General features: G+C 66.9%; 20 protein-coding genes. 10 read left to right on the top strand and 10 right to left on the bottom strand.

Annotation, left to right across the window (positions count from 1 at the left end):
* Positions 1–4 precede the first annotated feature (4 nt).
* The 4 genes from ACTIFF_RS04780 to ACTIFF_RS04765 all read left to right on the top strand — a co-directional run bounded on the left by ACTIFF_RS04780 (position 5) and on the right by ACTIFF_RS04765 (position 3,611).
* Complete coding sequence (locus ACTIFF_RS04780) at positions 5–1,360, top strand: FAD-dependent oxidoreductase (protein WP_439535803.1); 1,356 nt, start codon at positions 5–7, stop codon at positions 1,358–1,360.
* 10 nt (positions 1,361–1,370) lie between these two features.
* Positions 1,371–1,739 carry a hypothetical protein gene (locus ACTIFF_RS04775; RefSeq protein ID WP_439535802.1) on the top strand — a complete coding sequence of 123 codons (369 nt, stop codon included), beginning with the start codon at positions 1,371–1,373 and terminating at the stop codon, positions 1,737–1,739.
* Between the two features lie 157 nt (positions 1,740–1,896).
* Complete coding sequence (locus tag ACTIFF_RS04770; RefSeq protein ID WP_439535801.1) at positions 1,897–2,445, top strand: rhodanese-like domain-containing protein; 549 nt, start codon at positions 1,897–1,899, stop codon at positions 2,443–2,445.
* Between the two features lie 44 nt (positions 2,446–2,489).
* Positions 2,490–3,611, top strand: coding sequence for a glutaredoxin family protein (locus ACTIFF_RS04765; RefSeq protein WP_439535800.1), 1,122 nt, complete (start codon positions 2,490–2,492; stop codon positions 3,609–3,611).
* 261 nt (positions 3,612–3,872) lie between these two features.
* On the opposite strand, the gene lipA is transcribed toward ACTIFF_RS04765, so the two are convergent.
* The 4 genes from lipA to ACTIFF_RS04745 are packed head-to-tail and all read right to left on the bottom strand — an operon-like array spanning position 3,873 to position 6,885.
* Positions 3,873–4,835, bottom strand: a complete 963-nt coding sequence (lipA, locus tag ACTIFF_RS04760; protein WP_439535799.1) for a lipoyl synthase — start codon at positions 4,833–4,835, stop codon at positions 3,873–3,875.
* Positions 4,832–5,473, bottom strand: coding sequence for a lipoyl(octanoyl) transferase LipB (gene lipB, locus ACTIFF_RS04755; protein WP_439535798.1), 642 nt, complete (start codon positions 5,471–5,473; stop codon positions 4,832–4,834). The genes lipA and lipB overlap by 4 nt, the downstream gene beginning before the upstream one ends.
* Entirely contained in the window at positions 5,470–5,730 is a 261-nt protein-coding gene (locus ACTIFF_RS04750; protein ID WP_257079264.1) for a YbeD family protein, read from the bottom strand. Before ACTIFF_RS04750 ends, lipB begins: the two co-directional genes overlap by 4 nt.
* A gap of 9 nt (positions 5,731–5,739) precedes the next feature.
* Positions 5,740–6,885 carry a D-alanyl-D-alanine carboxypeptidase family protein gene (locus ACTIFF_RS04745; RefSeq protein WP_439535797.1) on the bottom strand — a complete coding sequence of 382 codons (1,146 nt, stop codon included), beginning with the start codon at positions 6,883–6,885 and terminating at the stop codon, positions 5,740–5,742.
* Positions 6,886–7,043: 158 nt separating this feature from the next.
* Here ACTIFF_RS04745 and ACTIFF_RS04740 point away from each other — a divergent pair, with 158 nt between their 5' ends.
* From ACTIFF_RS04740 to ACTIFF_RS04720, 5 genes are all read left to right on the top strand, one after another.
* On the top strand, positions 7,044–7,379 hold the full coding sequence (locus tag ACTIFF_RS04740; protein WP_439535796.1) for a hypothetical protein: 336 nt from the start codon (positions 7,044–7,046) through the stop codon (positions 7,377–7,379).
* Between the two features lie 119 nt (positions 7,380–7,498).
* The gene (locus ACTIFF_RS04735; RefSeq protein WP_439535795.1) at positions 7,499–8,722 is read left to right on the top strand and encodes a TolC family protein; all 1,224 of its coding nucleotides are present in this window, start codon (positions 7,499–7,501) and stop codon (positions 8,720–8,722) included.
* Between the two features lie 55 nt (positions 8,723–8,777).
* A complete protein-coding gene (locus ACTIFF_RS04730; protein WP_439535794.1) occupies positions 8,778–9,932 on the top strand; it encodes an efflux RND transporter periplasmic adaptor subunit in 1,155 nt (384 codons plus the stop codon).
* Between the two features lie 48 nt (positions 9,933–9,980).
* Positions 9,981–13,082, top strand: a complete 3,102-nt coding sequence (locus ACTIFF_RS04725) for an efflux RND transporter permease subunit (protein ID WP_439535793.1) — start codon at positions 9,981–9,983, stop codon at positions 13,080–13,082.
* Between the two features lie 16 nt (positions 13,083–13,098).
* Positions 13,099–13,437 carry a P-II family nitrogen regulator gene (locus tag ACTIFF_RS04720; RefSeq protein WP_439535792.1) on the top strand — a complete coding sequence of 113 codons (339 nt, stop codon included), beginning with the start codon at positions 13,099–13,101 and terminating at the stop codon, positions 13,435–13,437.
* A 58-nt stretch (positions 13,438–13,495) separates the two neighbouring features.
* Here the strand turns inward: ACTIFF_RS04720 and ACTIFF_RS04715 are convergent, their stop codons facing one another.
* Complete coding sequence (locus ACTIFF_RS04715; protein ID WP_439535791.1) at positions 13,496–13,813, bottom strand: hypothetical protein; 318 nt, start codon at positions 13,811–13,813, stop codon at positions 13,496–13,498.
* 163 nt (positions 13,814–13,976) lie between these two features.
* Here ACTIFF_RS04715 and ACTIFF_RS04710 point away from each other — a divergent pair, with 163 nt between their 5' ends.
* On the top strand, positions 13,977–15,305 hold the full coding sequence (locus ACTIFF_RS04710; protein ID WP_439535790.1) for a hemolysin family protein: 1,329 nt from the start codon (positions 13,977–13,979) through the stop codon (positions 15,303–15,305).
* Positions 15,306–15,326: 21 nt separating this feature from the next.
* On the opposite strand, the gene ACTIFF_RS04705 is transcribed toward ACTIFF_RS04710, so the two are convergent.
* From ACTIFF_RS04705 to mrdA, 5 genes are all read right to left on the bottom strand, one after another.
* Positions 15,327–16,340 (bottom strand): DUF6515 family protein, encoded by a 1,014-nt coding sequence (locus ACTIFF_RS04705; protein WP_439535789.1) that lies wholly within the window; start codon positions 16,338–16,340, stop codon positions 15,327–15,329.
* A 32-nt stretch (positions 16,341–16,372) separates the two neighbouring features.
* Positions 16,373–16,957, bottom strand: a complete 585-nt coding sequence (locus ACTIFF_RS04700; RefSeq protein ID WP_439535788.1) for a YMGG-like glycine zipper-containing protein — start codon at positions 16,955–16,957, stop codon at positions 16,373–16,375.
* A 182-nt stretch (positions 16,958–17,139) separates the two neighbouring features.
* Positions 17,140–18,132, bottom strand: coding sequence for a septal ring lytic transglycosylase RlpA family protein (locus ACTIFF_RS04695; protein WP_439535787.1), 993 nt, complete (start codon positions 18,130–18,132; stop codon positions 17,140–17,142).
* Between the two features lie 4 nt (positions 18,133–18,136).
* Positions 18,137–19,303, bottom strand: a complete 1,167-nt coding sequence (rodA, locus tag ACTIFF_RS04690) for a rod shape-determining protein RodA (protein ID WP_439535786.1) — start codon at positions 19,301–19,303, stop codon at positions 18,137–18,139.
* Positions 19,284–21,173 (bottom strand): penicillin-binding protein 2, encoded by a 1,890-nt coding sequence (gene mrdA, locus ACTIFF_RS04685; protein ID WP_439535785.1) that lies wholly within the window; start codon positions 21,171–21,173, stop codon positions 19,284–19,286. The genes rodA and mrdA overlap by 20 nt, the downstream gene beginning before the upstream one ends.
* Positions 21,174–21,413: the final 240 nt, after the last annotated feature.

Below are 21,413 nucleotides of genomic sequence, written 5' to 3'. Positions count from 1 at the left end.
CTTCATGACACAAGGCAAGCAGGACGTCGCATTACCTACAGCGCCGCCGGACATCGGCCGGCGGCGCTTCATGCTGCGCGCCTCGGCACTGCCGCTGGGCGCTGCGGCACTTGGCGCTGCAACACCGCGCCCCGCGCGGGCGGGGGTGAAGACCTCGGCGCACATCGTCATCGCCGGCAGCGGGCTGGGCGGCGTGGCCATCGCCAATCGCCTTTCGCGCGAACTCGACGGCGCGAAGATCACGATTGTCGACCGCAAGGAAATCCACAACTACCAGCCGGGCTACACGCTGGTGGCGACCGGCATCTGGCCGGTGGACAAGGTGAGCGACCGCAACGCCGACCTGCTGCCCGGCCGCGTCGAATGGGTGAAGGACATGGCGGCCGGGTTCGACCCCGACGCCAACACGCTGATCACCGAAGGCGGCCAGCGCATCCGCTACGACTACCTGGTGGTGGCGACCGGCCTGCATCTGGATTACGCGCAGATCGAAGGCATGGACGTATCGGCCATCGGCGCCAACGGCCTGACCAGTGTCTATCCCGGACCGCGGGCGGCGCAGGCGACCTGGCTGGCGATGGATGCGTTTCGCCGGCAGGGCGGCGAGGCGCTGATGACGCTTCCGGCAACGCCGCTCAAGTGCGCCGGCGCGCCGCTGAAGATGACCTTCATGCTGGCGGACCGCCTGCGCGAAGCGGGCATGCACGCGTCGTCGAAAGTGAGCTTCCACTCTGCGCTCGACAACATCTTCAGCGTGAAGCCGGTCAATGACGACGTGCTCCGCCGCTGGGCCGACCTGGACGTGCCGGTCACCTTCAACAGCAAGCTGGTCGCGATCGACATCGGCACACGGCGCGCCACCTTCCTGACACCCGAGGGCGAGCGGAACGAACTGGGCTACGACTTCATCCACGTGGTGCCGCCGATGCGCGCACCGGACGCGGTGAAGAACAGCCCGCTCGCCTGGCAGGACGGTCCGTTCGCCGGCGGCGGCTGGCTGGAGGTCGACAAGGACACGCTGCGCCACCGCCGCTACCCGAACGTGTTCGGTCTGGGCGACATCAATGGCACGCCGCGCGGCAAGACGGCGGCGACGATCAAGAAGAGCGCGCCGCTGGTCGCACGCAACCTGCTCGACGTGATTGCCGGCGGCGAGCCGTCGCAGCGCTTCGACGGCTACACCTCCTGCCCGCTGCTGCTGCGCGAAGGCTCGGCGCTGCTGGTCGAGTTCGATTACGAAGGCCGACTGGTGCCTTCACTGCCCATGATCGAACCGCTGCAGGACAGCTACTTCGCCTGGTTGATGAAATACCGCCTGCTCAAGCCTGCCTACATGGCGGTGGCCAAGGGCAGGGTGTGAGGAGAACGACATGTACGAAATATGGCTGGGCCTGAATATCGTGTTCGAACTGGCGCTGACCGCATTGCCGTGGCTAGGGGGTGCCGCCGCGGTATGGATCGCGCTCATGTCGGCGGCGCTGTTGCGCCGCCACGCCCATTGGCGGGAAGCGCTTCCGGCATCGCTGGTGATCGGAGCAACCTTTGCCGCACTGGCCGTCTGGCTGGTGCCGTTCGTGACCCGGTCTTCGATCAGCGAAATGGGCTACTGGGTCGACTGGGCCAATCTGATCGGCCTGTCGGTGGCAGTCGGCGTTCTGGTGTTCGCATTCGTCTGGCCGCTGCTGACCGCGGTGTCCGGCCCGCGCCATGACACACACACGCCAGACGCACACGCATGAAGGCGGCTGCAGGTCCGCTCGGCTCGGTATGCAAGCGTCTCCGGGCCCGGCGCAGAACACCCCGCGCGTTCCGTCGGTGATCGCAGTCACTGGCAGGCACGCGCGAATGGCGCACGATGAAGCCATGCATCCGCACTGACCCTGGAGAAGACACATCATGAAAAGACTGTTCCTCGCTGCCGCGCTGTCGCTGGCAACGCTCACCGCATCCGCCGTCGACATGGCGATCTCGGCGGCCGACGCGCACGCCGCCGTGCAGAAGGCCGACAGCAAGGTGCTGCTGGTCGATGTGCGCGATCCGGTCGAAATCATGTTCGTCGGCTTCACCGACGCGGCGCACGTGAACATTCCCTACCTGATCGTCGATCGCACGAAGTGGAATGCCGAAAAGAACGTGTTCAAGACCTTCCAGAATCCCGACTTCGCGGCACAGATCAAGGCCGAACTGGACAAGCGCGGACTGGGCGCCGATGCCGAAGTCATCACCATGTGTCGTTCCGGCAGCGAACGCGGCGAACCGAGCGCGACCTTTCTGCGCGCCAATGGATTTCCGAATGCGCGCTACGTCGAACATGGCTTCCAGGGGGCGCCGATCAAGGACGGCCCGCAGAAGGGTTTCCGCCTGCAGAACGGCTGGCAGAACTCCGGCCTGCCGTGGAGCATGAAGATGAATCCGGACAAGATGTACCGCAGCGACCGGCCGTAACAAGGGCGCGATAATCGGGCGCTCCTCAAGGCGGCTGTTGCCCGATGACCTTCGCCCGCATCCGAACTGTCCTGCTGCATCTGCTGTGGTGCGTGCTGCTGGCCGTGTCCGCGACGGCCGTCCAGGCCGGCGACGCGGATGACACGCTGCATGTCTATGTGCAGCGCGGTTGTCCGCACTGCGCCGAGGCAAAGCGCTTTCTCGACGATGTGCAGTCCTCGGCGCGGCCGGGGCTGCGCATCGTCTATCACGACGTGATTGCCGATCAGGCGGCGCGCGATGAACTGATCGCGCTGTCGCAGCAGGCCGGCATCTGGCCGCCCGGCGTGCCCACCTTCGTGCTGGGCGGGCGGGTGATCAGCGGCTTCGAGGGCGGGCCGGCGCTGCTCGCCTTCATCGCCGACACCGGCCGGGGCCCGCCGTCCGCCACACTGCACCTGCCGCTGATCGGCGAACTGGATGTGGCGCGGCTGGGCCTGCCGGCATTCACGCTCGCGCTCGGCCTTCTGGACGGCTTCAACCCGTGCGCGATGTGGGTGCTGCTGTTCCTGCTGTCGCTGCTGGTGCGGCTGCAGGATCGCCGGCGGATGGCGCTGATCGCAGGCGTCTTCGTGCTGGTCAGCGGTGCGGTGTACTTCGCCTTCATGGCGGCCTGGCTCAACCTGTTTCTGGCGGTCGGCCTGACGCCGCTGGTGCGCGGCGCACTGGCGTCGCTGGCGCTGCTCATCGGTGCGATCAATGTGAAGGATTTCTTCGCCTTCGGCCGCGGGCTGTCGCTGTCCATCCCCGAGTCGGCCAAGCCCGGCCTTTATGCGCGCATGCGTCGCGTCGTGCAGGCACCGTCATTGCCGGTGTCGCTGCTGTCGGTGGCCGCGCTCGCCGTGCTGGTGAACCTGATCGAGCTGCTGTGCACGGCCGGCCTGCCGGCGCTCTATACCTCGGTGCTGGCGCAGCATGCGCTGAGCCCATCGGCGCACTACGGCTATCTGGCGTTGTACATCGTCGGCTACATCGCCGACGACGCGCTCATGGTCGGTACCGCTGTTGCCGCCTTGGGCAGCGGCAAGCTCACCGAGCGCGGAGGCCGCCTGCTCAAGCTGGTGAGCGGCCTGGTAATGCTGGCGCTCGGCGCAGTGATGCTGCTGCGCCCGGACTGGCTCGTCTGATCAGCAACTTCTGCGGGAGCGGCGATCCACGGTTGGCCCTGCATGGCCAACCGGCTCCGCGGGCGGCGAGCAGTGCTCGCCGAAACCTCGCTCCGCCCTTGTGGGAGCGGCGGCCTCGCCGCGATGCGCACTTCGCACTGTGATGGTCACGGCACCGATCGCGACGGGGCCGTCGCTCCCACAGTCCCTGCGCTTGAGGGCTCGGTGTGGTTTCCGGGCGCGCTGCCCTTTTGGGGGCGCGGCCATCGGTTACAGGAGCGGTCAGCGGCCGATATTTACGCCGGCGGCGTGCGCCTGCTGGTCGGCGTGGTAGCTGGAGCGCACCATCGGGCCGCAGGCGGCGTGGGTGAAGCCCATGGCGTTCGCTTCGCGTTCGAACATCGCGAAGCCGTCCGGATGCACATAGCGCAGCACCGGCAGGTGGCCGCCGGACGGTTGCAGGTACTGGCCCAGGGTGAGCATCTGCACGTCGTGCGCGCGCAGGTCGCGCATCACCTGCAGGATTTCGTCGTCGGTTTCGCCCAGTCCGAGCATCAGGCCGCTCTTGGTCGGCACCTCCGGGTGCAGCGCGCGGAATTCCTTCAGCAGGCGCAGCGAATGCGCATAGTCAGAGCCCGGCCGCACCTGTGCGTACAGCCGCGGCACCGATTCGAGGTTGTGGTTCATCACGTCCGGCGGCGCGGCGTTCAGGATGCCGAGCGCGACATCGAGCCGGCCGCGGAAGTCGGGCACCAGCACTTCGATGGTCGTGCGCGGCGAATGGGTGCGCACTGCGCGGATGCAATCGACGAAGTGCTGTGCGCCGCCGTCGCGCAGGTCGTCGCGGTCCACGCTGGTGATCACCACGTAATTCAGCTTCAGCGCGGCGATGGTTTTCGCCAGCTTCTCCGGCTCGTCGACATCCAGCGGGTCGGGCCGGCCGTGGCCGACGTCGCAGAACGGGCAGCGGCGCGTGCACTTGTCGCCCATGATCATGAAGGTGGCCGTGCCCTTGCCGAAGCACTCGCCGATGTTCGGACAGCTCGCCTCTTCGCACACCGTGTGCAGGTCGTGTTCGCGCAGGATCTGCTTGATCTCGCCGAAGCGGCTGTCCGGGCGCGCGGCGCGCACGCGGATCCAGTCCGGCTTGCGCAGCGTTTCCGCCGGCACCACCTTGATCGGGATGCGGGCGGTCTTCAGCGAACCCTTCTGCTTGTGGGTCGGGTCGTAGGTGGTGTCGGTCATGGCGGTGTCGTGCCTGTCGGGTAGAGGGCGCGCTGTAGCGCGTCGGTCAGTTGCCGGCAGATCGCCTCCGGTGGGAGATCGATGCCGAGGTCGCGCGTCTGTGTCACGCGCAATCCACTGTAGCCGCACGGGTTGATCGCGGCAAACGGTGAAAGATCCATATCGACGTTGAGCGACACGCCGTGATAGGTGTGGCCATGCTTCACGCGCAGGCCGAGCGCGGCGATCTTGGCGTCGTCACCGGCCGGGCCGACATAGACGCCGGGTGCGCCGGCGCGCCGCCGGGCCTCGATGCCGTGCCCGGCGAGCAGGTCCATGACCGCCTGCTCGATGCGGTTCACCAGTTCGCGCACGCCGAGGCCGGCGCGTTTCAGGTCGAGCAGCGTGTAGATCACGACCTGGCCGGGGCCGTGGTAGGTGATCTGGCCGCCGCGATCGGATTCGACCACCGGCACGCCGATGTCGTGCAGCAGGTGTTCGCGCTTGCCGGCCAGACCGAGCGTGAACACCGGCGGGTGTTCGACCTGCCAGAACTGGTCCGGCAGGTGTTCCGCTGCGGCGCGTGCGTTGTACGCCTTCATCGCATCGAACACCTCGCGGTAGCCGGCCCGTCCGAGCGGCACGACCTGTGCCGTCACAGCACCACTTTCACCATCGGGTGGCTGCTCAGTTCGCGGTACAGCGCATCGAGCTGTTCGCGCGAGGTGGCGTTGATGGTCGCGGTCAGGCTGATGTAGCGCCCGCCCGACGACGGCCGCATCTCAAGGCTGGCCGGCACGAAGTCCGGTGCATGGCGCAGCACCACATCGACCATTTCCTGCGCGAAGTCGTCATGGCGCTCGCCCATGATCTTCAGCGGAAAGTCGGTCGGAAATTCGAGCAGGCTGTCAGTCATGTCAGCGTGTCACCAGCCGAACCACAGTCGTATCGTGTCCCAGATGCGGCGGAAGAAACCGCCTTCCTCGACCGCCGTCTGCGCCACCAGCGCCACTTCGCCGACCGGCTGGCCATCGACCAGCAGCTTCATCGTGCCCAGTTGCTGGCCGACGGCGACCGGCGCGATCACCGGCGTGGTCAGCACGATGTCGCGCGTGGCCTTGGCGGCCTGGCCGCGCGGCAGCGTCAGCACCACGTCGCTGGCCGGGCCGACCGTGACCTGCGCCGCGGCACCCTTGTATACAGCGGGCTGGCCGAGCGCCTCGCCGGCGGCGGCGAGTTTCGCGTTCTCGTAGGCGTTGAAGCCGTAGTTCAGCAGTGCGCGCGATGATTCGATGCGGCCGTTCTCGTTCGGCGCGCCGAGCAGCACCGACACCACGCGACGCCCGTCACGCTTCGCCGACGACACCAGGCACCAGCCGGCGGCATCGGTGAAACCGGTCTTCAGCCCATCCACGCTCGGGTCCATCGTCAGCAGGCGGTTGCGGTTGCCCTGCTTGATGTTGTTGTAGGTGTAGTCGAGCGTCGAATACAGCCCGTAGTACTCCGGAAAGTCGCGGATCAGCGCGCGCGCCAGCAGCGACAGGTCGCGTGCAGTCGTGAAATGTCCGGCTTCCGTCAGGCCGTTGGCGTTGCGATACTGCGTACCGGTCATGCCGAGGCGCTGCGCCTCGCGCGTCATCATCTGCGCGAACGCTTCTTCCGAACCGGCGATGACTTCGGCCAGTGCAACACAGGCGTCATTGCCGGACTGGATGATCATGCCCTTGAGCAGTTCTTCCACGGTGACCGGGCGATCCGGTGCGATGAACATTTTCGAGCCGCCGGTCTTCCAGGCCTTCACGCTCACCGGTACGGTCTGGTCGGGTTTGAGCTGGCCGGTCTTGAGGGCCTTGAAAGTCAGATAGGCCGTCATCAGCTTGGTCAGCGAAGCCGGCTCGACCTGTTCGTCCGGCCGCGATTCGGCCATGACGGTGCCGGAATCATGGTCGACCAGGAGCCAGGCCCTGGCGTCCGGCTGCGGTGGCGGAATCAGGTCTGCAAGGGCGGGAGACGGTATCAGCACGCTCAGGACGGGAAGGACAAATGCGGTGCAGCGCAACAACTTCAGCATGTAGGTTTACCGGTGTGGGAGAACAGCTGGCATAGTTTAGCAAAGCTGGCCGGGTGGCCGGCATGGATGCTGCTTGATGCTGTATCGTGGTGCACTGCAAAATCCGCGGCGCGCCAAGGGAAGGAACTTTTGACCGACGCCACGACTCGGAGGCCTCTATGGTTCTCGCACGTACACTGCTGTTCATCGGCTTGATGTTGATCGCGCTGTCGTCTCTCTGGACGAACGCGGATACCGCCGTTGACGACAGTTTCGATGCACCGTTCGGGTGCGAAACATGCACCGGCGTCGAAGCGTCGCTCGATGTGCCGCTCGACCCGCACAGCGCACTCAGCCATTTTCTCAGCATTGCGGGTGACCCGACCGATCCGGTCGCGGCCCACGTCATCCCCGGAAGATCCTTTTCTGCGCGGCCGGCGCTCGACGGCGAAGTGTTCGCCTTGCAGCAGCCCGAACCCGCGCAGGTTCTGCTGCGGCCGCCCCGGCTGGCCTGAACCGGCACCCTTCCGGGGTGTCACGCCCGGGCGCTGCCCGGTGCTCCCGACCGTTTCATGGCTGCGTGGCCGGACGTGCACGCAGCCGGTCCTGTCCATCGAAATCACTACGCAGACCCATGAAAACAAAAGCAATTGCCTTGCTGGCCGTCATTGGCCTTTGCGTGCAGGTGGCTCACGCCGCCGAGCCTTACACGCTGGAACAATTGAAAGCGCTGGCACTGGAAGCGAATCCATCGCTGGGCGCCGCACGGGCTGATGTCGAGGTCAGTCGCGCCGACACGATCACCGCGCGCGCCTACCCCAATCCGGAGCTGGAGGTGATGGGCGGCGACCGGAACTCGCGCGGCCCCAATCTCGCGCCCGGTTCGCTGGGCACGATAGGTCTGTCGCAGCGCTTCGATTACCCCTCGCAGCGCGACGCCCGGCTGCGCGTGGCCGAGGCTGGCGTGGTGTCTGCGCAGTCCGGCGTGCAGTCGTTCGAGATCGACCTGCTGGCGCAGTTGAAGCAGAACTACTATCTGGTCATCCGCTACCAGGCCGAGCTGCGCGCCGCGCGGGAAGATCTGGAACTGGCGCGCTCGATCCGCAACCGGGTCGAAGTGCGCGTCAATACCGGCGAGGCGCCGCGGTATGAACTGATCCGCGCCGACACCGAACTGCTCACCGCACAGAAAAATGCCGACGCCGCCGTGCTGCGCATCGTGCAGGCCAAGGCCCGGCTGCGCGCGCTGGTCGCCGGTCAGCTGCCGGAAGAATTCGAACTGCAGGGTGACCTGGAGCGTGATTTCGAGTTGCCGCCGCTGGGCCAGCTGCGCGACGACATGCTGGCGCGCAATCCGGAAATCTTCCGCCTGAAGGCCGAGATCGATCGTTTCACCGAACAGCGCGAGCTTGAGAAGCTGCGTCGCATGCCGGACGTGTCGCTCAAGCTGGCGCGCGACCGCGACCCGGAATACGACGCCAATCGCATCGGCGTCGCGGTGACCATTCCGATCTTCGATCGCCGCCAGGGCCAGATCGCCCAGGCCGGCGCGCAGGTCGAGCGCACCCGCCTGCAGCTGGACAACCGGCTGTTCCAGCTGCAGCAGCAGCTCGATGCCGCCTACCGCCAGTTCGAACTGTCGCGCAATCAGGTCAGCGCGCTTGAAACCGGCATCGTGCGCGAAGCTGAAGCCGCATTGAAGGTGGCCGAAGCCGCCTACCGGTTCGGCGAGCGCGGCATTCTCGACTTCCTCGACGCACAGCGCGTGTTCCGCGCGGTGCGCAACGAACTGATCAGCGCGCGCTATGACCTGAGCGCCGCCGTGGTCGAGATCGAGCGGCTCAGCGCCGTCCGCTGACGCGCCGCCTGCCCGCCCCGCTACCCATTCCAATCATCAAGATCCTGGACCGAACATGACTTCAATCACCCGTCCGCTGCTCTACGCCAGCCTGCTTGGCGCCTCACTGATTTTCGCCGGCTGCGGCGAAGCCGACAAGGCCGAACCGGCCAAGGCGGCTGCACCGGCCGACCCCAATCTGGTGTCGGCCGGCGAAAACCTGACCCGCATCATCCAGCTGGGTGAAGTGACCAGCGTCGAACTGTCCGACATGCTGCGCGTGGCCGGTCAGGTCGATTTCGACGAACAGCGCATCACCCGCATCGGCGCCACCGTCACCGGCCGCATCAGCGAACTGCAGGCCATGCTGGGCCAGCAGGTGAAGGTCGGCCAGACGCTGGCGGTGCTCAACAGCACCGAACTGGGCGCCGCCCAGCTTTCCTACATGAAGGCACGCGCACAGGCGCAGCTGAACCAGCGCAGCGTCGAGCGCGCCCGTCAGCTGCTCGATGCCGACGTGATCGGCAGCGCCGAGCTGCAGCGGCGCGAGAGCGAACTGGCCATTTCGCAGTCCGAACAGCGTGCCGCGGCCGACCAGCTGCGCGTGCTCGGCGTCAGCCAGCGGGCGCTCGACAAGCTGACCGAAACCGGCGCCATCAATTCGGTATCGCCGGTCGTCGCGACCATGGCGGGCACCGTGGTCGAGCGCAAGGTCACCCAGGGTCAGGTGGTGCAGCCCAGCGAAGTGCTGTTTTCCATCGCCGACCTGTCGCGCGTGTGGGTCGAAGCCGAAGTGCCGGAGCAGCAGGCCGGCCAGGTGCGGGCGGGTCAGAACATCCAGGTCGAAATTCCGTCGCTCGGCCAACAGCTCACCGCCAAGCTGATCTACATCGCCGACACCGTCGATCCGGTGACCCGCACCGTGACCGTGCGCAGCGAACTCGACAATGCCGACCGTTCGCTCAAGCCCGCGATGCTGGCCACCGTGCTGATCGAAACCCGTCCGACCAAGCGACTCGCCGTGCCGGGCAAGGCGGTCGTCCGCGAAAGCGACAGCGACCAGGTGTTTGTCGAAGTGGCGCCCGGCCAGTACCGCATGACGCCGGTCAAGCTCGGCCAGGCGATCGGCGAGGTGCGGCCGGTGCTGTCCGGACTGACCGAAGGGCAGCGCATCGTGGTCGACGGTGCCTTCCATCTGAACAACGAGCGCAAGCGCAAGGAAACGGATTGATGCCGTCTTCGCAACCTTGTCCCCACTCGCTACCGGATTGGATGAAACATGATTGAAGGACTTGTACGCGGGGCGCTCAAACAGCGCCTCGTGATAGTAGTGGTTGCGCTGTGTCTGCTGGCCTTCGGTCTGGACGCCGCGCGCAAGCTGTCGGTGGATGCCTTCCCCGACGTGACCAACGTGCAGGTGCAGATCGCCACCGACGCGCCCGGGCGCTCGCCGGAGGAAGTCGAGCGCTTCATCACCGTGCCGGTCGAAATCGGCATGACCGGCCTGCCCGGTCTGGTCGAAATGCGCTCGCTGAACAAGCCGGGCCTGTCGCTGATCACACTGGTGTTCACCGACAAGACCGATCTGTACTTCGCGCGCCAGCTGGTGATGGAACGCCTGCTCGAAGTGCGCGACCGCATGCCGGCGGGCGTCGTGCCGGTACTCGGCCCGGTGTCCACCGGTCTGGGTGAGGTCTATCAATACACGCTGGTGAAACCGGACGACGGCGACCGGGAACTGACGCAGGCCGAGCTGACCGAGCGACGCACCATTCAGGACTGGGTGGTGCGGCCGCTGCTGCGCTCGACCACCGGTGTCGCGGAAATCAATTCGCAGGGCGGCTTCCAGAAACAGTACAAGGTGCTGGTCAATCCGGACCGGCTGCGCCACTACGGCCTGACGGTGAAGGATGTGTACGAGGCGCTCGGCCGCAACAATGCCAACGCCGGTGGCGGCATCCTGCCGCAGAACGCCGAGCAGTACCTGATCCGCGGCGTCGGCCTGGTGCAGAACCTGGAAGACATCCGCCTCATCGTCGTGAAGGAGGTCGGCGGCACACCTGTATATATCCGTGACGTGGCCGAGGTCGCCTTCGGTCACGCGGTGCGCGTGGGCGCGGTGGTCAAGAACGGCACGACCGAGGCGGTCGGCGGTGTCGTCATGATGATGGCCGGCGGCAACGCCAAGGCCGTGGTGTCGGACATCAAGAAGAAGGTGTCCGAGATCAACGACAAGAACATGCTGCCCGGCGGCCTGAAGATCGAGCCTTACTACGATCGATCCGAACTGGTCGATGCCGCGCTCGCCACCGTCATCAAGGTGCTGATCGAAGGCGTCATCTTCGTCATCATCGTGCTCTACCTGTTCCTCGGCGACCTGCGCTCCTCCATCATCGTCATTGCCACGCTGGTGATCACGCCGCTGGTCACCTTCATCGTGATGAATCAGGTCGGGCTGTCGGCCAACCTGATGTCGCTCGGGGGGCTCGCGATCGCGATCGGACTGATGGTGGACGGCTCGGTCGTGGTGGTCGAAAACGCCTTCGAGCGGCTCGGCCACGCCAAGGAAGAAGGCGAAAGCCGCATCCGCGTCATCCTGTCCGCGGTGATGGAGGTGGCCACGCCGGTCATCTTCGGCATCGGCATCATCATTCTGGTGTTCCTGCCGCTGATGACGCTGCAGGGCATGGAAGGCAAGATGTTCGCGCCGCTCGCCTATACGATTGCCATCGCGCTGTTCGTGTCGCTGGTGCTGTCGCTGACGCTGACGCCGGTGCTGTCGAGCTATCTGCTCAAGGGCGGTGCCGACCACGACACCTGGCTGATCCGGATGCTGAAGAAGCCCTACCTCCCGATGCTCACGTGGGCGGTGGCCAACAGCAAGAAAACGGTGTCGCTGGCGGTGCTGGCGTTCGTCGGCGCCATCGCGATGCTGCCCTTCCTCGGCACCGCCTTCATTCCGGAAATGAAGGAAGGATCGGTCGTGCCAGCGATGGACCGGGTGCCCAACATTTCGCTCGAAGAGTCGCTGAAGATGGAGCGCGAGGCGATGCGCCTGGTGATGGAAGTGCCGGGCGTGAAGTCGGCGGTGTCCGGCGTCGGTCGCGGCGAGTCGCCGGCCGACCCGCAGTCGCAGAACGAGTCGACGCCGATCGTGTCACTGAAGCCGCGCGACGAATGGCCGGAGGGCTGGACGCAGGAAACGATCCAGGAGGCCATGCGCGAAAAGCTGGCCGCGCTACCCGGCGTCAACATCATCATGGCGCAGCCGATTTCCGACCGCGTCGATGAAATGGTGACCGGTGTGCGCGCCGACGTCGCAGTGAAGATTTTCGGCTACGACCTCGACACGCTGCGCGACAAGGGCGCCGAAATCGCGCGCGTGGCGCGCACCGTGCCCGGCGCGTCGGAAATCAAGATCGAGCGGGTGACCGGCCAGCAGTACCTCACGATCGAGATCGACCGGCGCACGATCGCCCGCCACGGCCTCAATGTGGCGGACATCAACGACCTGATCGAAGCGGCCATCGGCGGTCGCCACGTCACCGACGTGTTCGAGGGCGAGCGCCGCTTTGCCGCAGTGGTGCGTCTGCCCGAGCGCTTCCGCGACAACATCGAAGCGATCAGCAACATGCTGATCACCACGCCGGACGGCGCGCAGCTGCCGCTGTCCAGCCTGGCCAGCATCGACGTGCGCGATGGCCCGGCGCAGATTTCGCGCGAAACCGGCAAGCGGCGCATCGTGATCGGCATCAATGTGGCCAACCGCGACCTCGGCGGTTTCGTGGCCGAGCTGCAACAGAAGGTCGGCGCCGAGGTCGAACTGCCCGAGGGTTACTACTTCGAGTGGGGCGGCCAGTTCCAGAACATGGAGCGCGCGCTGGGTCACCTGTCGATCATCGTGCCGATCACGGTGGCGGCGATCTTCTTCCTGCTGTTCCTGCTGTTCGGGTCGGTCAGGTTCGCCACCTTGATCATCACGGTGCTGCCGTTCGCATCGATCGGTGGCGTGATCGGGCTGTTCATCAGCGGCGAATACCTGTCGGTGCCCGCGTCGGTCGGCTTCATCGCGCTGTGGGGTATCGCGGTGCTCAACGGCGTGGTACTGGTGTCCTACATCCGCAACCTGCGCAACGAAGGCATGGAGTTGATGCAGGCGGTCGTGCATGGCGCAAAGATGCGCTTCCGGCCGGTGATGATGACCGCAACCGTGGCGATGCTGGGCCTGGTGCCCTTCCTGTTCGCTACCGGACCGGGTTCGGAAGTGCAGCGGCCGCTCGCCATCGTGGTGATCGGCGGTCTGATCACCTGCACGCTGCTGACCCTCGTCGTGGTGCCCGCCCTCTATACCTGGTTTGACGACAAGCCCTACGAGGCTTGATTCAAGGAGCATTCAGATGAAGGAAATCAGAGCTGTCATCCGCCCGAACAAGCTGGCCCGGCTGCGAACGGTGCTGCGCGAAATGCCGGGCTTCCAGGGCATGACGATCAGCAAGGTCGAAGGCTGCGGTTCGCCCACGGAACATGTGCCGCGCGGCATCAAGGACGAACTGACCGACTACTCGGCCAAGGTGCGCATCGAAATCGTCGCGCAGGAAGAACTGGTCGATGAAATCGTGCGCCGCATCGTCAGCGTCGCCTGTACCGGCCAGACCGGTGACGGGCTGGTGTGGGTGGTGTCGGTCGATCGCGCGGTGTTCATCAACAAGACGACGGTGGGCTCACCGCTGGGCTGAGTGGCGCCGACAACGGTCCCGTTCGGCAGGCTGTCGTGACGACCGGCCGATCGGGTACTCAGATCAACGTGAAGGTCGTCAGCCACCCCAGAGCCAGCAGCTGGACCGGCAGCGTGTAGCGGGTGTGCGGACGTGCCGCGGTGCGGATCACCGATGCCGCAATGAACAGATTGTAGGGAATCAGCAGGATGAGGCATGCAACGGCCATTGCTTCGGGCAGCTTGTTTGCCAGCGCGATCAGGCCGGTCAGCGTCAAGGCGCCATTGAGCAGCGTGCCGATCGTCAGCATGTCCCACCACACCAGACGCGCGATGGGAACCCTTCGGTACCAGCGGTCAGAGAAATAGCCGGACATCAATGCAAGCCTGGGCGCCATTCAAACCTCGAAGCGTGATGCGGTCGGGTCCGTCAGGCATGACCGTCGTGCAGTTTCCCGAAGACCAATCAAGCCTGATTCATCATAAAACAAAGCTCGCCGGCTCATACTGGACGTCCGATTCACCCCGGGGCGAGGCGACTCAACGCGGGTGGCCTGATTCATGGACATAGCACTGCTCTTTGCACTGATTCTGTTGAACGGCGTTTTCGCCATGTCCGAAATCGCCATCGTCTCTTCGCGCAAGGCACGCCTGATCGGCCTCGCCGACGACGGCAACCGCGGCGCCCAGGCGGCGGTCCGCCTGCACGAAGATCCATCGAATTTCTTTTCCACCATCCAGGTCGGCATCACCTCGATTGGCATTCTGAGCGGGGCCATGGGCGAAACCGCGCTGGCCGATCCGCTGGCCGCGTGGCTGGCCGGCTTCCCGTTGATCGAGCCCTATGCGCGCACCATCGCGCTGTCCATCGTCGTGGTCGGCATCACCTACTTTTCGGTCGTGGTCGGCGAACTGGTGCCGAAGCGGCTGGCGCTGCTGGCGCCGGAAACCATCGCCTCGCTGATTTCACGTCCGATGGTGCTGCTGGCGCTGATCGCCCGACCGCTGGTGGTCGTGCTGTCGGTGTCGAGCAACACCCTGCTGCGTCTGGCCGGAGCGCGGCGCACCGAAGAGCCGCCGATCACCGACGAGGAAATCAATGTGCTGATGGGTCAGGGCGCCGAAGCGGGCGTGTTCCACCAGAGCGAGCAGCAGATCGTGTCCAACGTGCTGCGGCTGGACGAACAGCGCGTCGGCGCCATCATGACGCCGCGCAAGGATATTTTCGCGGTCGATCTCGACGACCCGGAAGACGAGATTCGCGCGCGCATCGCCGACAGCCCTTACAGCCGTGTGCTGGTGTGCCGCGATGGCGTCGAGCACGTGCTTGGCGTGCTGCAGACCGGCAGCCTGCTGAAGCGCTCGCTTGCCGGCATCACGATAGACCGCGCCAGCATCGAAGCCCTGCTGACGCCGCCGCTGTACGTGCCCGACACGGTCAGCACCGCGCAGCTGCTGGAAAACTTCCGGCGCACCCGCAAGCACCTTGCGCTGCTGGTCGACGAGTACGGCGACCTGCAGGGGCTGGTGACGGTGAATGACGTGCTGGCCGCCATCGTCGGCGATATTTCGGTCGAGGACGTCGATGAGGCGCAGGAGATCGTGCAGCGCGAGGACGGTTCGTGGCTGGTCGATGGCAGCACGTCGATCAGCAAGCTCAAGTCGGTCGTCGGCCTGGAAGAGGAACTGCCGGGCGAGGAAAGCGGCGGCTTTCATACCGTGGGCGGTTTCGTGCTGCACGTGCTGGGCCGCATCCCGGTGCCCGCTGATCATTTCGAACTGCCGGGTCTGCGGATCGAGGTGATGGACATGGATCGCAACCGCATCGACAAGGTGCTGGTGCAGCAGATTCGTGCCGAACCGTCGGACGCGCCGCCCGAGGCAGGCTAGAACGCCCGACTTGTCCGGCCGTCAGCGCACCGTGTAGTTGCGCGCCTCCAGACAGGCCGTCATCGCGCGCAGATAGGCCGCGCGCGCCGGGGCGGCCTCATCGGGCGGCACGCCACCGGACTCCCGGGTCGGGTCGTAGCCGGTCTGCGACGACGCCCAGTCGTGACACTCGAAGCGGTCGGTCGCCTGCTGTTCCGCGCTCTGGCCAGCCGCCGGATAGACGAACAGCTCGTCCGATCCGGCGGGCTCGCTGTCGGCGTACCGGCCTTCCGGCGGCTCGACCACCACATAGCCCTCGTCGCGCCGCGCGTAATACACGTCGTCGTAGCGGTAGTAAGGGCGTCCGCCGTAGTCGATCACCGAGTAACCCCAGGGCAGCACCGTGATGAAGGCGCCGATCGGCGGGCCGACCACCGAGAAATAGGCACCGCTCGGCCGGTACCACGCGCCGCTCGAACGGTAGTACGGCCGGCCGTGGTAATGATGAACATGCACGTCGCGCGGCAAGCGCTGCACGACCGTGCCACGGGACGGGCGGTAGGCGTGGTGGCCGTAACGGCCGCCCTGGTGCGAGGCCTGCGGCACCGGCCGTTCGAAGCGGTTCTGGTAGGCGGCGCGCGGCACCGCTTGATCGCCCCGCCGGTCGCCGCGCGGCCCGGCGTCGAAACGACGTTCGCCGCGGTCGCCGCCTCGCCCGTCGTTGCGTACCTCGTTGCGTGCATCGCCGCGCATGTCGCCGCGACCCGGGTCGCGTTGTTCGGCGCGCGCCTGCGGCCGTTCCTGGCTGCGCTGCGCGTTGCGTTGTCCGTCGCGCTGACCGTCACGCGATGCCCGCGTGCCGCGATCTTCGCGCGGGCCCTGCCGCTCGCCGCGCGATTCCTGACCTTGCCGTGCGCCACCGCGATCGCCCCGGTCACCGCCGCCTCGGCCCTCCTGCGAAAACGCGGCGCTGCTGACCAGCAGCAGCGCAACGAGCGCCGCGCCGGTGCGGCCGAGCCGGCTGTGACCGGTGTGCTGCGTGTCACCGTGTTTCATGATGCGTCGTCCCTGTGGTGAATGCGGTGTGATCAGCGCACGGCATAGCCGCGGCCTTCGAGGCAGGCGACCAGCGCGCGCCGGTAGCGATTCGCCTGTTCGCTGCCGGCGGCGTCGCGCTGTGCGGCACGCTGCGCATAGGCGTCCTCGACCTGGGCGGCACGCGCTTCGCGCGAGGCGTCCGATGCCGCACCGGCGGCTGCGCCGACCACGGCCCCGATGGCTGCGCCCTGCCCCGTGTGATACGGACTGCCGACCGCGGCGCCGATGACGGCACCGGTCACCGTGCCGGCAGCCAGCCCGTAGCCGGACGGCGGATCGGCTTCGACGCGCGGTACCGGTGTCGGCACAGTGCGGCGGGTTGCCGGATCGAAGCCGGATTCGCCGACCGCCCAGGCGTTGCATTCGTAGCGGTCGCGTCGCTGTGTGGTCGCGTTCTGGCCGCGCGACGGATAGACCGACAGATCGGTCACCGCCTTCACCGGCGGTGGCCGCGGCGACCCGGTGTAGGGCGCCGGCCGGGGCGGCGAAGCGCAGGCGGCGAGCAGGCCGGCGCACAGGGCGGCCGTCAGGCCGGATCGCCAGACAGGCTGAAGGCAATTGCGGGGGGAGGACATGGCGGACGCTGCCTGCGAAATGCGGTCACCGGAGCGGGACCGCGACGCATGCAGTGTTGCAGGCGGATGTAGCAAACTCTGTAATGGCTCGTATGCAGGTGTTACGGCGCCTCGCGAGACGTGCTCGCGGCGCGATCAGTGCACGATCGGCGGGACCGTCACCGGAACAACAGGCGAGGCAATCAGCGCGTGATGAGCAGCGCGTCCAGGCCGAGCTGGTCGCGCAGCGCGCGGGCGGCGCCCTGCGCTGCGTCGCGGCTGGCGAAGGGGCCGGCGCGCACGCGGTGGCGGTCGCCGTCGCTCGATACGCTGATCCGGTCGGCCAGTTCGCCGAGCGCTGCGGCGATCCGGCGCGACAGCGCCTGCGCGTTGTCGAGCGTGCTGAAGGCGCCCAACTGCAGCCAGTGGCCGTCGGTCGACATGTCGGCCGCGCCGTCGGCGGCCAGCGCGGCGATCACGTCGTCGGCGGGCGCCGCGGGGGCGGCAGGCCCCGGAGCGGGGCGCGCGATTTCCGGCTGTCCGGCGGCGCGCCGGGCCAGCAGGTCGCCGGCGCTGCCCGGTGCGAACACCGCCTCGACCTCGACGTCGGCGCTGCCGTCATTCACATAGCCGAGCTTGGCGGCGGCGGTCCACGACAGGTCGATGACGCGGCCGGGCTTGAACGGGCCCCGGTCATTCACCCGCACCACGACCGAGCGGCCGCTGGCCAGATGGGTCACCCGCGCGTAGCTCGGAATGGGCAGCGTGGCATGGGCGGCGGTCATGCCGTACATGTCGTACGGCTCGCCGCTCGACGTCTTCTGGCCGTGGAATTTGCGGCCGTACCAGCTGCCGCGCCCGCGCTGGCGGAACGGCCGGTGCTCGGTCAGCGGCACGAAATTCAGGCCGAGCGCGCTGTACGGCCGGTTGGCGAAGCGGTGCAGCGGCTCGTCGCGCGGCACGGCATCGGGAATCGTGGCCAGAGACTGCGCATCGGGTGCGTTGTCGCCCGGGCCGTCGTCGAGGTAGAAACCACCCGGGCGTGGCTTGGCGGCAGGTGCCGGGGAGGGCGCGGCGACCGGCGCGGGCGCCGGGCCGGCAGCAGGCGCCGCGGGCGGCTCGCTGACCGGCACGCCGGCGCAGCCGGCCAGCAGCGCACACAGCGCCACGGGCCACAGGTGGCGGGCGGCGCTCATCGGCTCAGCGGTCGCGTCGGCGCGACCGCCGGTGCGCCTCGATCGACATCAGCAGGCCGAGCCCGATGCACAGCGTGACCAGCGCGGTGCCGCCATAGCTCACAAAGGGCAGCGGCACGCCGACCACCGGCAGCACGCCGGTCACCATGCCCATGTTCACAAAGGCATAGGTGAAGCACGACAGTGAAATCGCGCCGGCCAGCAGGCGGGAGAACAGCAGCGGCGCGCTGGCCGCGATCATCAGGCCGCGGCCGATCAGCAATATATAGATGGCGAGCAGCACGAGGCAGCCGAGCAGACCGAACTCCTCGGCCATCACCGCGAAGATGAAGTCGGTGTGCCGCTCGGGTACGAATTCGAGGTGGGTCTGCGTGCCTTCCTTCCAGCCCTTGCCGAACACGCCGCCGGAGCCGATCGCGATGCTGGACTGGATGATGTGGAAGCCGCTGCCGCGCGGGTCGGCCGTCGGGTCGAGCAATGTACACACGCGCTGGCGCTGATAGTCCTTGAAGCCCGGCCACTTGACGCCTTCGGCGCACAGCGCGTCGCCTTCGACCGCCACCGCGGTGACCGCCACCACGCCGACCACCAGCACCGGAATGATGAGCTTCCACGACAGCCCGGCGAAGAAGATGACGAACACGCCGGCGGCCAGCACCAGGATGGCGGTGCCCAGATCCGGCTGATGGAAGATCAGGCCGACCGGAATGATCAGGATGACCAGCGCGACCAGGAAGTCGCGCACCCGCAGCTGCGATTCGTGGCGGTGGAAATACCAGGCGAGCATCAGCGGCACCGAAATCTTCAGCATTTCGGACGGCTGAATGCGCGTGAAGCCGATGTTGAGCCAGCGTTGCGCGCCCTTCGACGTTTCGCCGAACAGCTCGACACCGATCAGCAGCACGACGCCCAGCAGGTAGAAGGGCAGCGCCAGCTGCATCAGGCGCAGCGGCGGAATCTGCGCCACCAGCAGCATGACCGTCAGGCCCACCGCCAGATTGACCAGATGCGCTTCGAAGCGGAAGCCGAAATCGGCGGTGGCGCTCGCCATGACCAGGGTGGCCAGCGCCAGCAGCGTGCCGGCGATGATCACCAGCGGCAGATCGAGCTTGCCCAGCACGCTGCCCAGCGTGCCGCGCAGCCACAGCCACCTATTCGCTGTCAGTTGCATCGGTGTCCTCGGGTGCCGGGCCGGCCGGCAGGTCGCCCAGCAGATAGTAGTCAAACACCTGGCGCGCGATCGGCGCCGCCGATTGCGAACCGAAACCGGCGTTTTCGACCAGCACGGCCAGCGCTATTTTCGGGTTGTCGGCCGGTGCGTAGGCGATGAACAGTGCGTGGTCGCGCAGCTTTTCGGCCAGCTTGCTGGTTTTCAGGTCGCCACCACGCAGCGAGAAGGCCTGCGCCGTGCCGGTCTTGCCGGCCGCGACGTAGGGCGCCCCGGCAAAGGCACGGCTGCCGGTGCCGAAGCGGTTCACATCTTCCATGGCGCGCTTGATCACGTCGATGTCGGCCTGCTCGAGATCGACCCGGCGTATCGGTTCCGGTTCGATCAGCTGGATGGCGCCGGTGCGCGAATTCTCGATCTGGCGCACCACATGCGGCCGGTACACCACGCCGTCGGCGGCCAGGATGGCGGTGGCGTGCGCCAGCTGGATCATCGTGTAGGCGTTGTAGCCCTGGCCGATGCCGACCGATATCGTCTCGCCGGCATACCACTTCTGCTGGTCGGGCCGCTTGAAGCGCTTCTTTTTCCATTCCTGCGACGGCAGCACGCCGGTCGATTCGCCGTCGATGTCGATGCCGGTGCGGCTGCCCAGCCCGAGCTGTGCCATGAAATTCGAAATGCCGTCGATGCCCCAGTCGGCGGCGAGCCGGTAGTAATAGGTGTTGCACGACACCACGATGGACTTGTGCATGTCGACCGAGCCGTGGCCGCCTACCTTGTCGTCGCGGAAGCGGTGGCCGCCGAAGTCGAAGTGGCCCGGATCGGCGATGGCGAACTGCGGCGTGCGCTTGCCGGCGGTCAGCGCGCCCAGCGCCATGAAGGGCTTGAAGGTGGAGCCGGGCGGATAGGCGGAATAGATGGCGCGGTTGAGCAGCGGGTGATCGGGCGAGGTGTTCAGCGCGTCCCAGCTGGTGGTGTCGATGCCGTCGACGAACAGATTCGGGTCGAAGGTCGGCTTGCTGACCAGCGCCAGCACGCCGCCGGTCGACGGCTCGATCGCCACCAGCGCACCGCGCCGGTCGCCGAACGCGGTTTCGACGACGCGCTGCAGGCCCGCATCGAGCGTCAGCCGCAGATTGTTGCCCTGCTGCGGCGGCGTGCGCGACAGCACGCGCACCGCGCGCCCGGCGGCGGTCACCTCGACCTGCTCGACGCCGGTCAGTCCGTGCAGCTCGCTTTCGTAGCGCTGTTCCAGCCCGCTCTTGCCGATGTGGTCGGTGCCGCGGTAGTTCGCGGCGTCGTCCGATTCCTCGATGCGTTCCGCGTCGCGCCGGTTGATGCGCCCCATGTAGCCGAGCACGTGCGACGCCAGTTCGATGTTCGGGTACTGGCGGAACAGCCGGGCGCGCACTTCGACCCCCGGGAAGCGGTAGCGCTGCGCGATGAAGCGCGCCACCTCCTCGTCGCTCAGCCGGGTGCGGATGGGCAGCGAATCGAAGTTGCGCGATTCGTCCATCAGCTTGCGGAAGCGTTTGCGGTCGCGCGCCTCGATATGGACGATGGCCGCCAGCTCGTCGATCGTGCGCTCGAGGTTGTCGACGCGCGATGGCTGAATTTCCAGCGTGTACGCCGAATAATTGCGCGCCAGCACCTCGCCCTTGCGGTCGACGATGAGGCCGCGGTTCGGCGTGACCGGCAGCAGCGCGATGCGGTTGTCTTCGGCGCGCGTTCGGTAGTAGTCGTGCATGACCACCTGCAGCCAGACGAAGCGCGCCAGCAGCAGCGAAAAGCACACCAGCACCAGCGCGCCGGCGAACAGCACGCGGCGGCGGAAGCGGATCAGCTGGATTTCAGGGCTGTGCAGATCGTTCATCGTCGCCCTGCGAACGCGGTGAGCGTGGGGGTCGAGCGCCGCCCGCCGGGCCGCCCCCAAGGGCGAGCGCCGCCCCCTTGGTGGGGGTGAGACAGGGGTTTCGCAGCGCATGGCGCTGCGCCTGTCGAACGGGCCGGCTGTGCAAAGCCGGCCTCCGTCCCAAGGGGTTTCGCAGCGCATGGCGCTGCGCCTGTCGAACGGGCCGGCTGTGCAAAGCCGGCCTCCGTCCCAAGGGGTTTC

It is taken from the genome of Methyloversatilis sp., from assembly GCF_051861465.1.
GTDB lineage: Bacteria > Pseudomonadota > Gammaproteobacteria > Burkholderiales > Rhodocyclaceae > Methyloversatilis.
The sequence above is the reverse complement of the archived record's forward strand: the minus strand, read 5'-3'. Positions and strand labels throughout refer to the sequence as shown.

Coding starts and splice junctions, on each gene's coding strand:
- ACTIFF_RS04780 (WP_439535803.1), top strand. CDS start 5: ATGACACAAGGCAAGCAGGACGTCGCATTACCTACAGCGCCGCCGGAC.
- ACTIFF_RS04775 (WP_439535802.1), top strand. CDS start 1,371: ATGTACGAAATATGGCTGGGCCTGAATATCGTGTTCGAACTGGCGCTG.
- ACTIFF_RS04770 (WP_439535801.1), top strand. CDS start 1,897: ATGAAAAGACTGTTCCTCGCTGCCGCGCTGTCGCTGGCAACGCTCACC.
- ACTIFF_RS04765 (WP_439535800.1), top strand. CDS start 2,490: ATGACCTTCGCCCGCATCCGAACTGTCCTGCTGCATCTGCTGTGGTGC.
- lipA (WP_439535799.1), bottom strand. CDS start 4,835: ATGACCGACACCACCTACGACCCGACCCACAAGCAGAAGGGTTCGCTG.
- ACTIFF_RS04750 (WP_257079264.1), bottom strand. CDS start 5,730: ATGACTGACAGCCTGCTCGAATTTCCGACCGACTTTCCGCTGAAGATC.
- ACTIFF_RS04745 (WP_439535797.1), bottom strand. CDS start 6,885: ATGCTGAAGTTGTTGCGCTGCACCGCATTTGTCCTTCCCGTCCTGAGC.
- ACTIFF_RS04740 (WP_439535796.1), top strand. CDS start 7,044: ATGGTTCTCGCACGTACACTGCTGTTCATCGGCTTGATGTTGATCGCG.
- ACTIFF_RS04735 (WP_439535795.1), top strand. CDS start 7,499: ATGAAAACAAAAGCAATTGCCTTGCTGGCCGTCATTGGCCTTTGCGTG.
- ACTIFF_RS04730 (WP_439535794.1), top strand. CDS start 8,778: ATGACTTCAATCACCCGTCCGCTGCTCTACGCCAGCCTGCTTGGCGCC.
- ACTIFF_RS04725 (WP_439535793.1), top strand. CDS start 9,981: ATGATTGAAGGACTTGTACGCGGGGCGCTCAAACAGCGCCTCGTGATA.
- ACTIFF_RS04720 (WP_439535792.1), top strand. CDS start 13,099: ATGAAGGAAATCAGAGCTGTCATCCGCCCGAACAAGCTGGCCCGGCTG.
- ACTIFF_RS04715 (WP_439535791.1), bottom strand. CDS start 13,813: ATGGCGCCCAGGCTTGCATTGATGTCCGGCTATTTCTCTGACCGCTGG.
- ACTIFF_RS04710 (WP_439535790.1), top strand. CDS start 13,977: ATGGACATAGCACTGCTCTTTGCACTGATTCTGTTGAACGGCGTTTTC.
- ACTIFF_RS04705 (WP_439535789.1), bottom strand. CDS start 16,340: ATGAAACACGGTGACACGCAGCACACCGGTCACAGCCGGCTCGGCCGC.
- ACTIFF_RS04700 (WP_439535788.1), bottom strand. CDS start 16,957: ATGTCCTCCCCCCGCAATTGCCTTCAGCCTGTCTGGCGATCCGGCCTG.
- ACTIFF_RS04695 (WP_439535787.1), bottom strand. CDS start 18,132: ATGAGCGCCGCCCGCCACCTGTGGCCCGTGGCGCTGTGTGCGCTGCTG.
- rodA (WP_439535786.1), bottom strand. CDS start 19,303: ATGCAACTGACAGCGAATAGGTGGCTGTGGCTGCGCGGCACGCTGGGC.
- mrdA (WP_439535785.1), bottom strand. CDS start 21,173: ATGAACGATCTGCACAGCCCTGAAATCCAGCTGATCCGCTTCCGCCGC.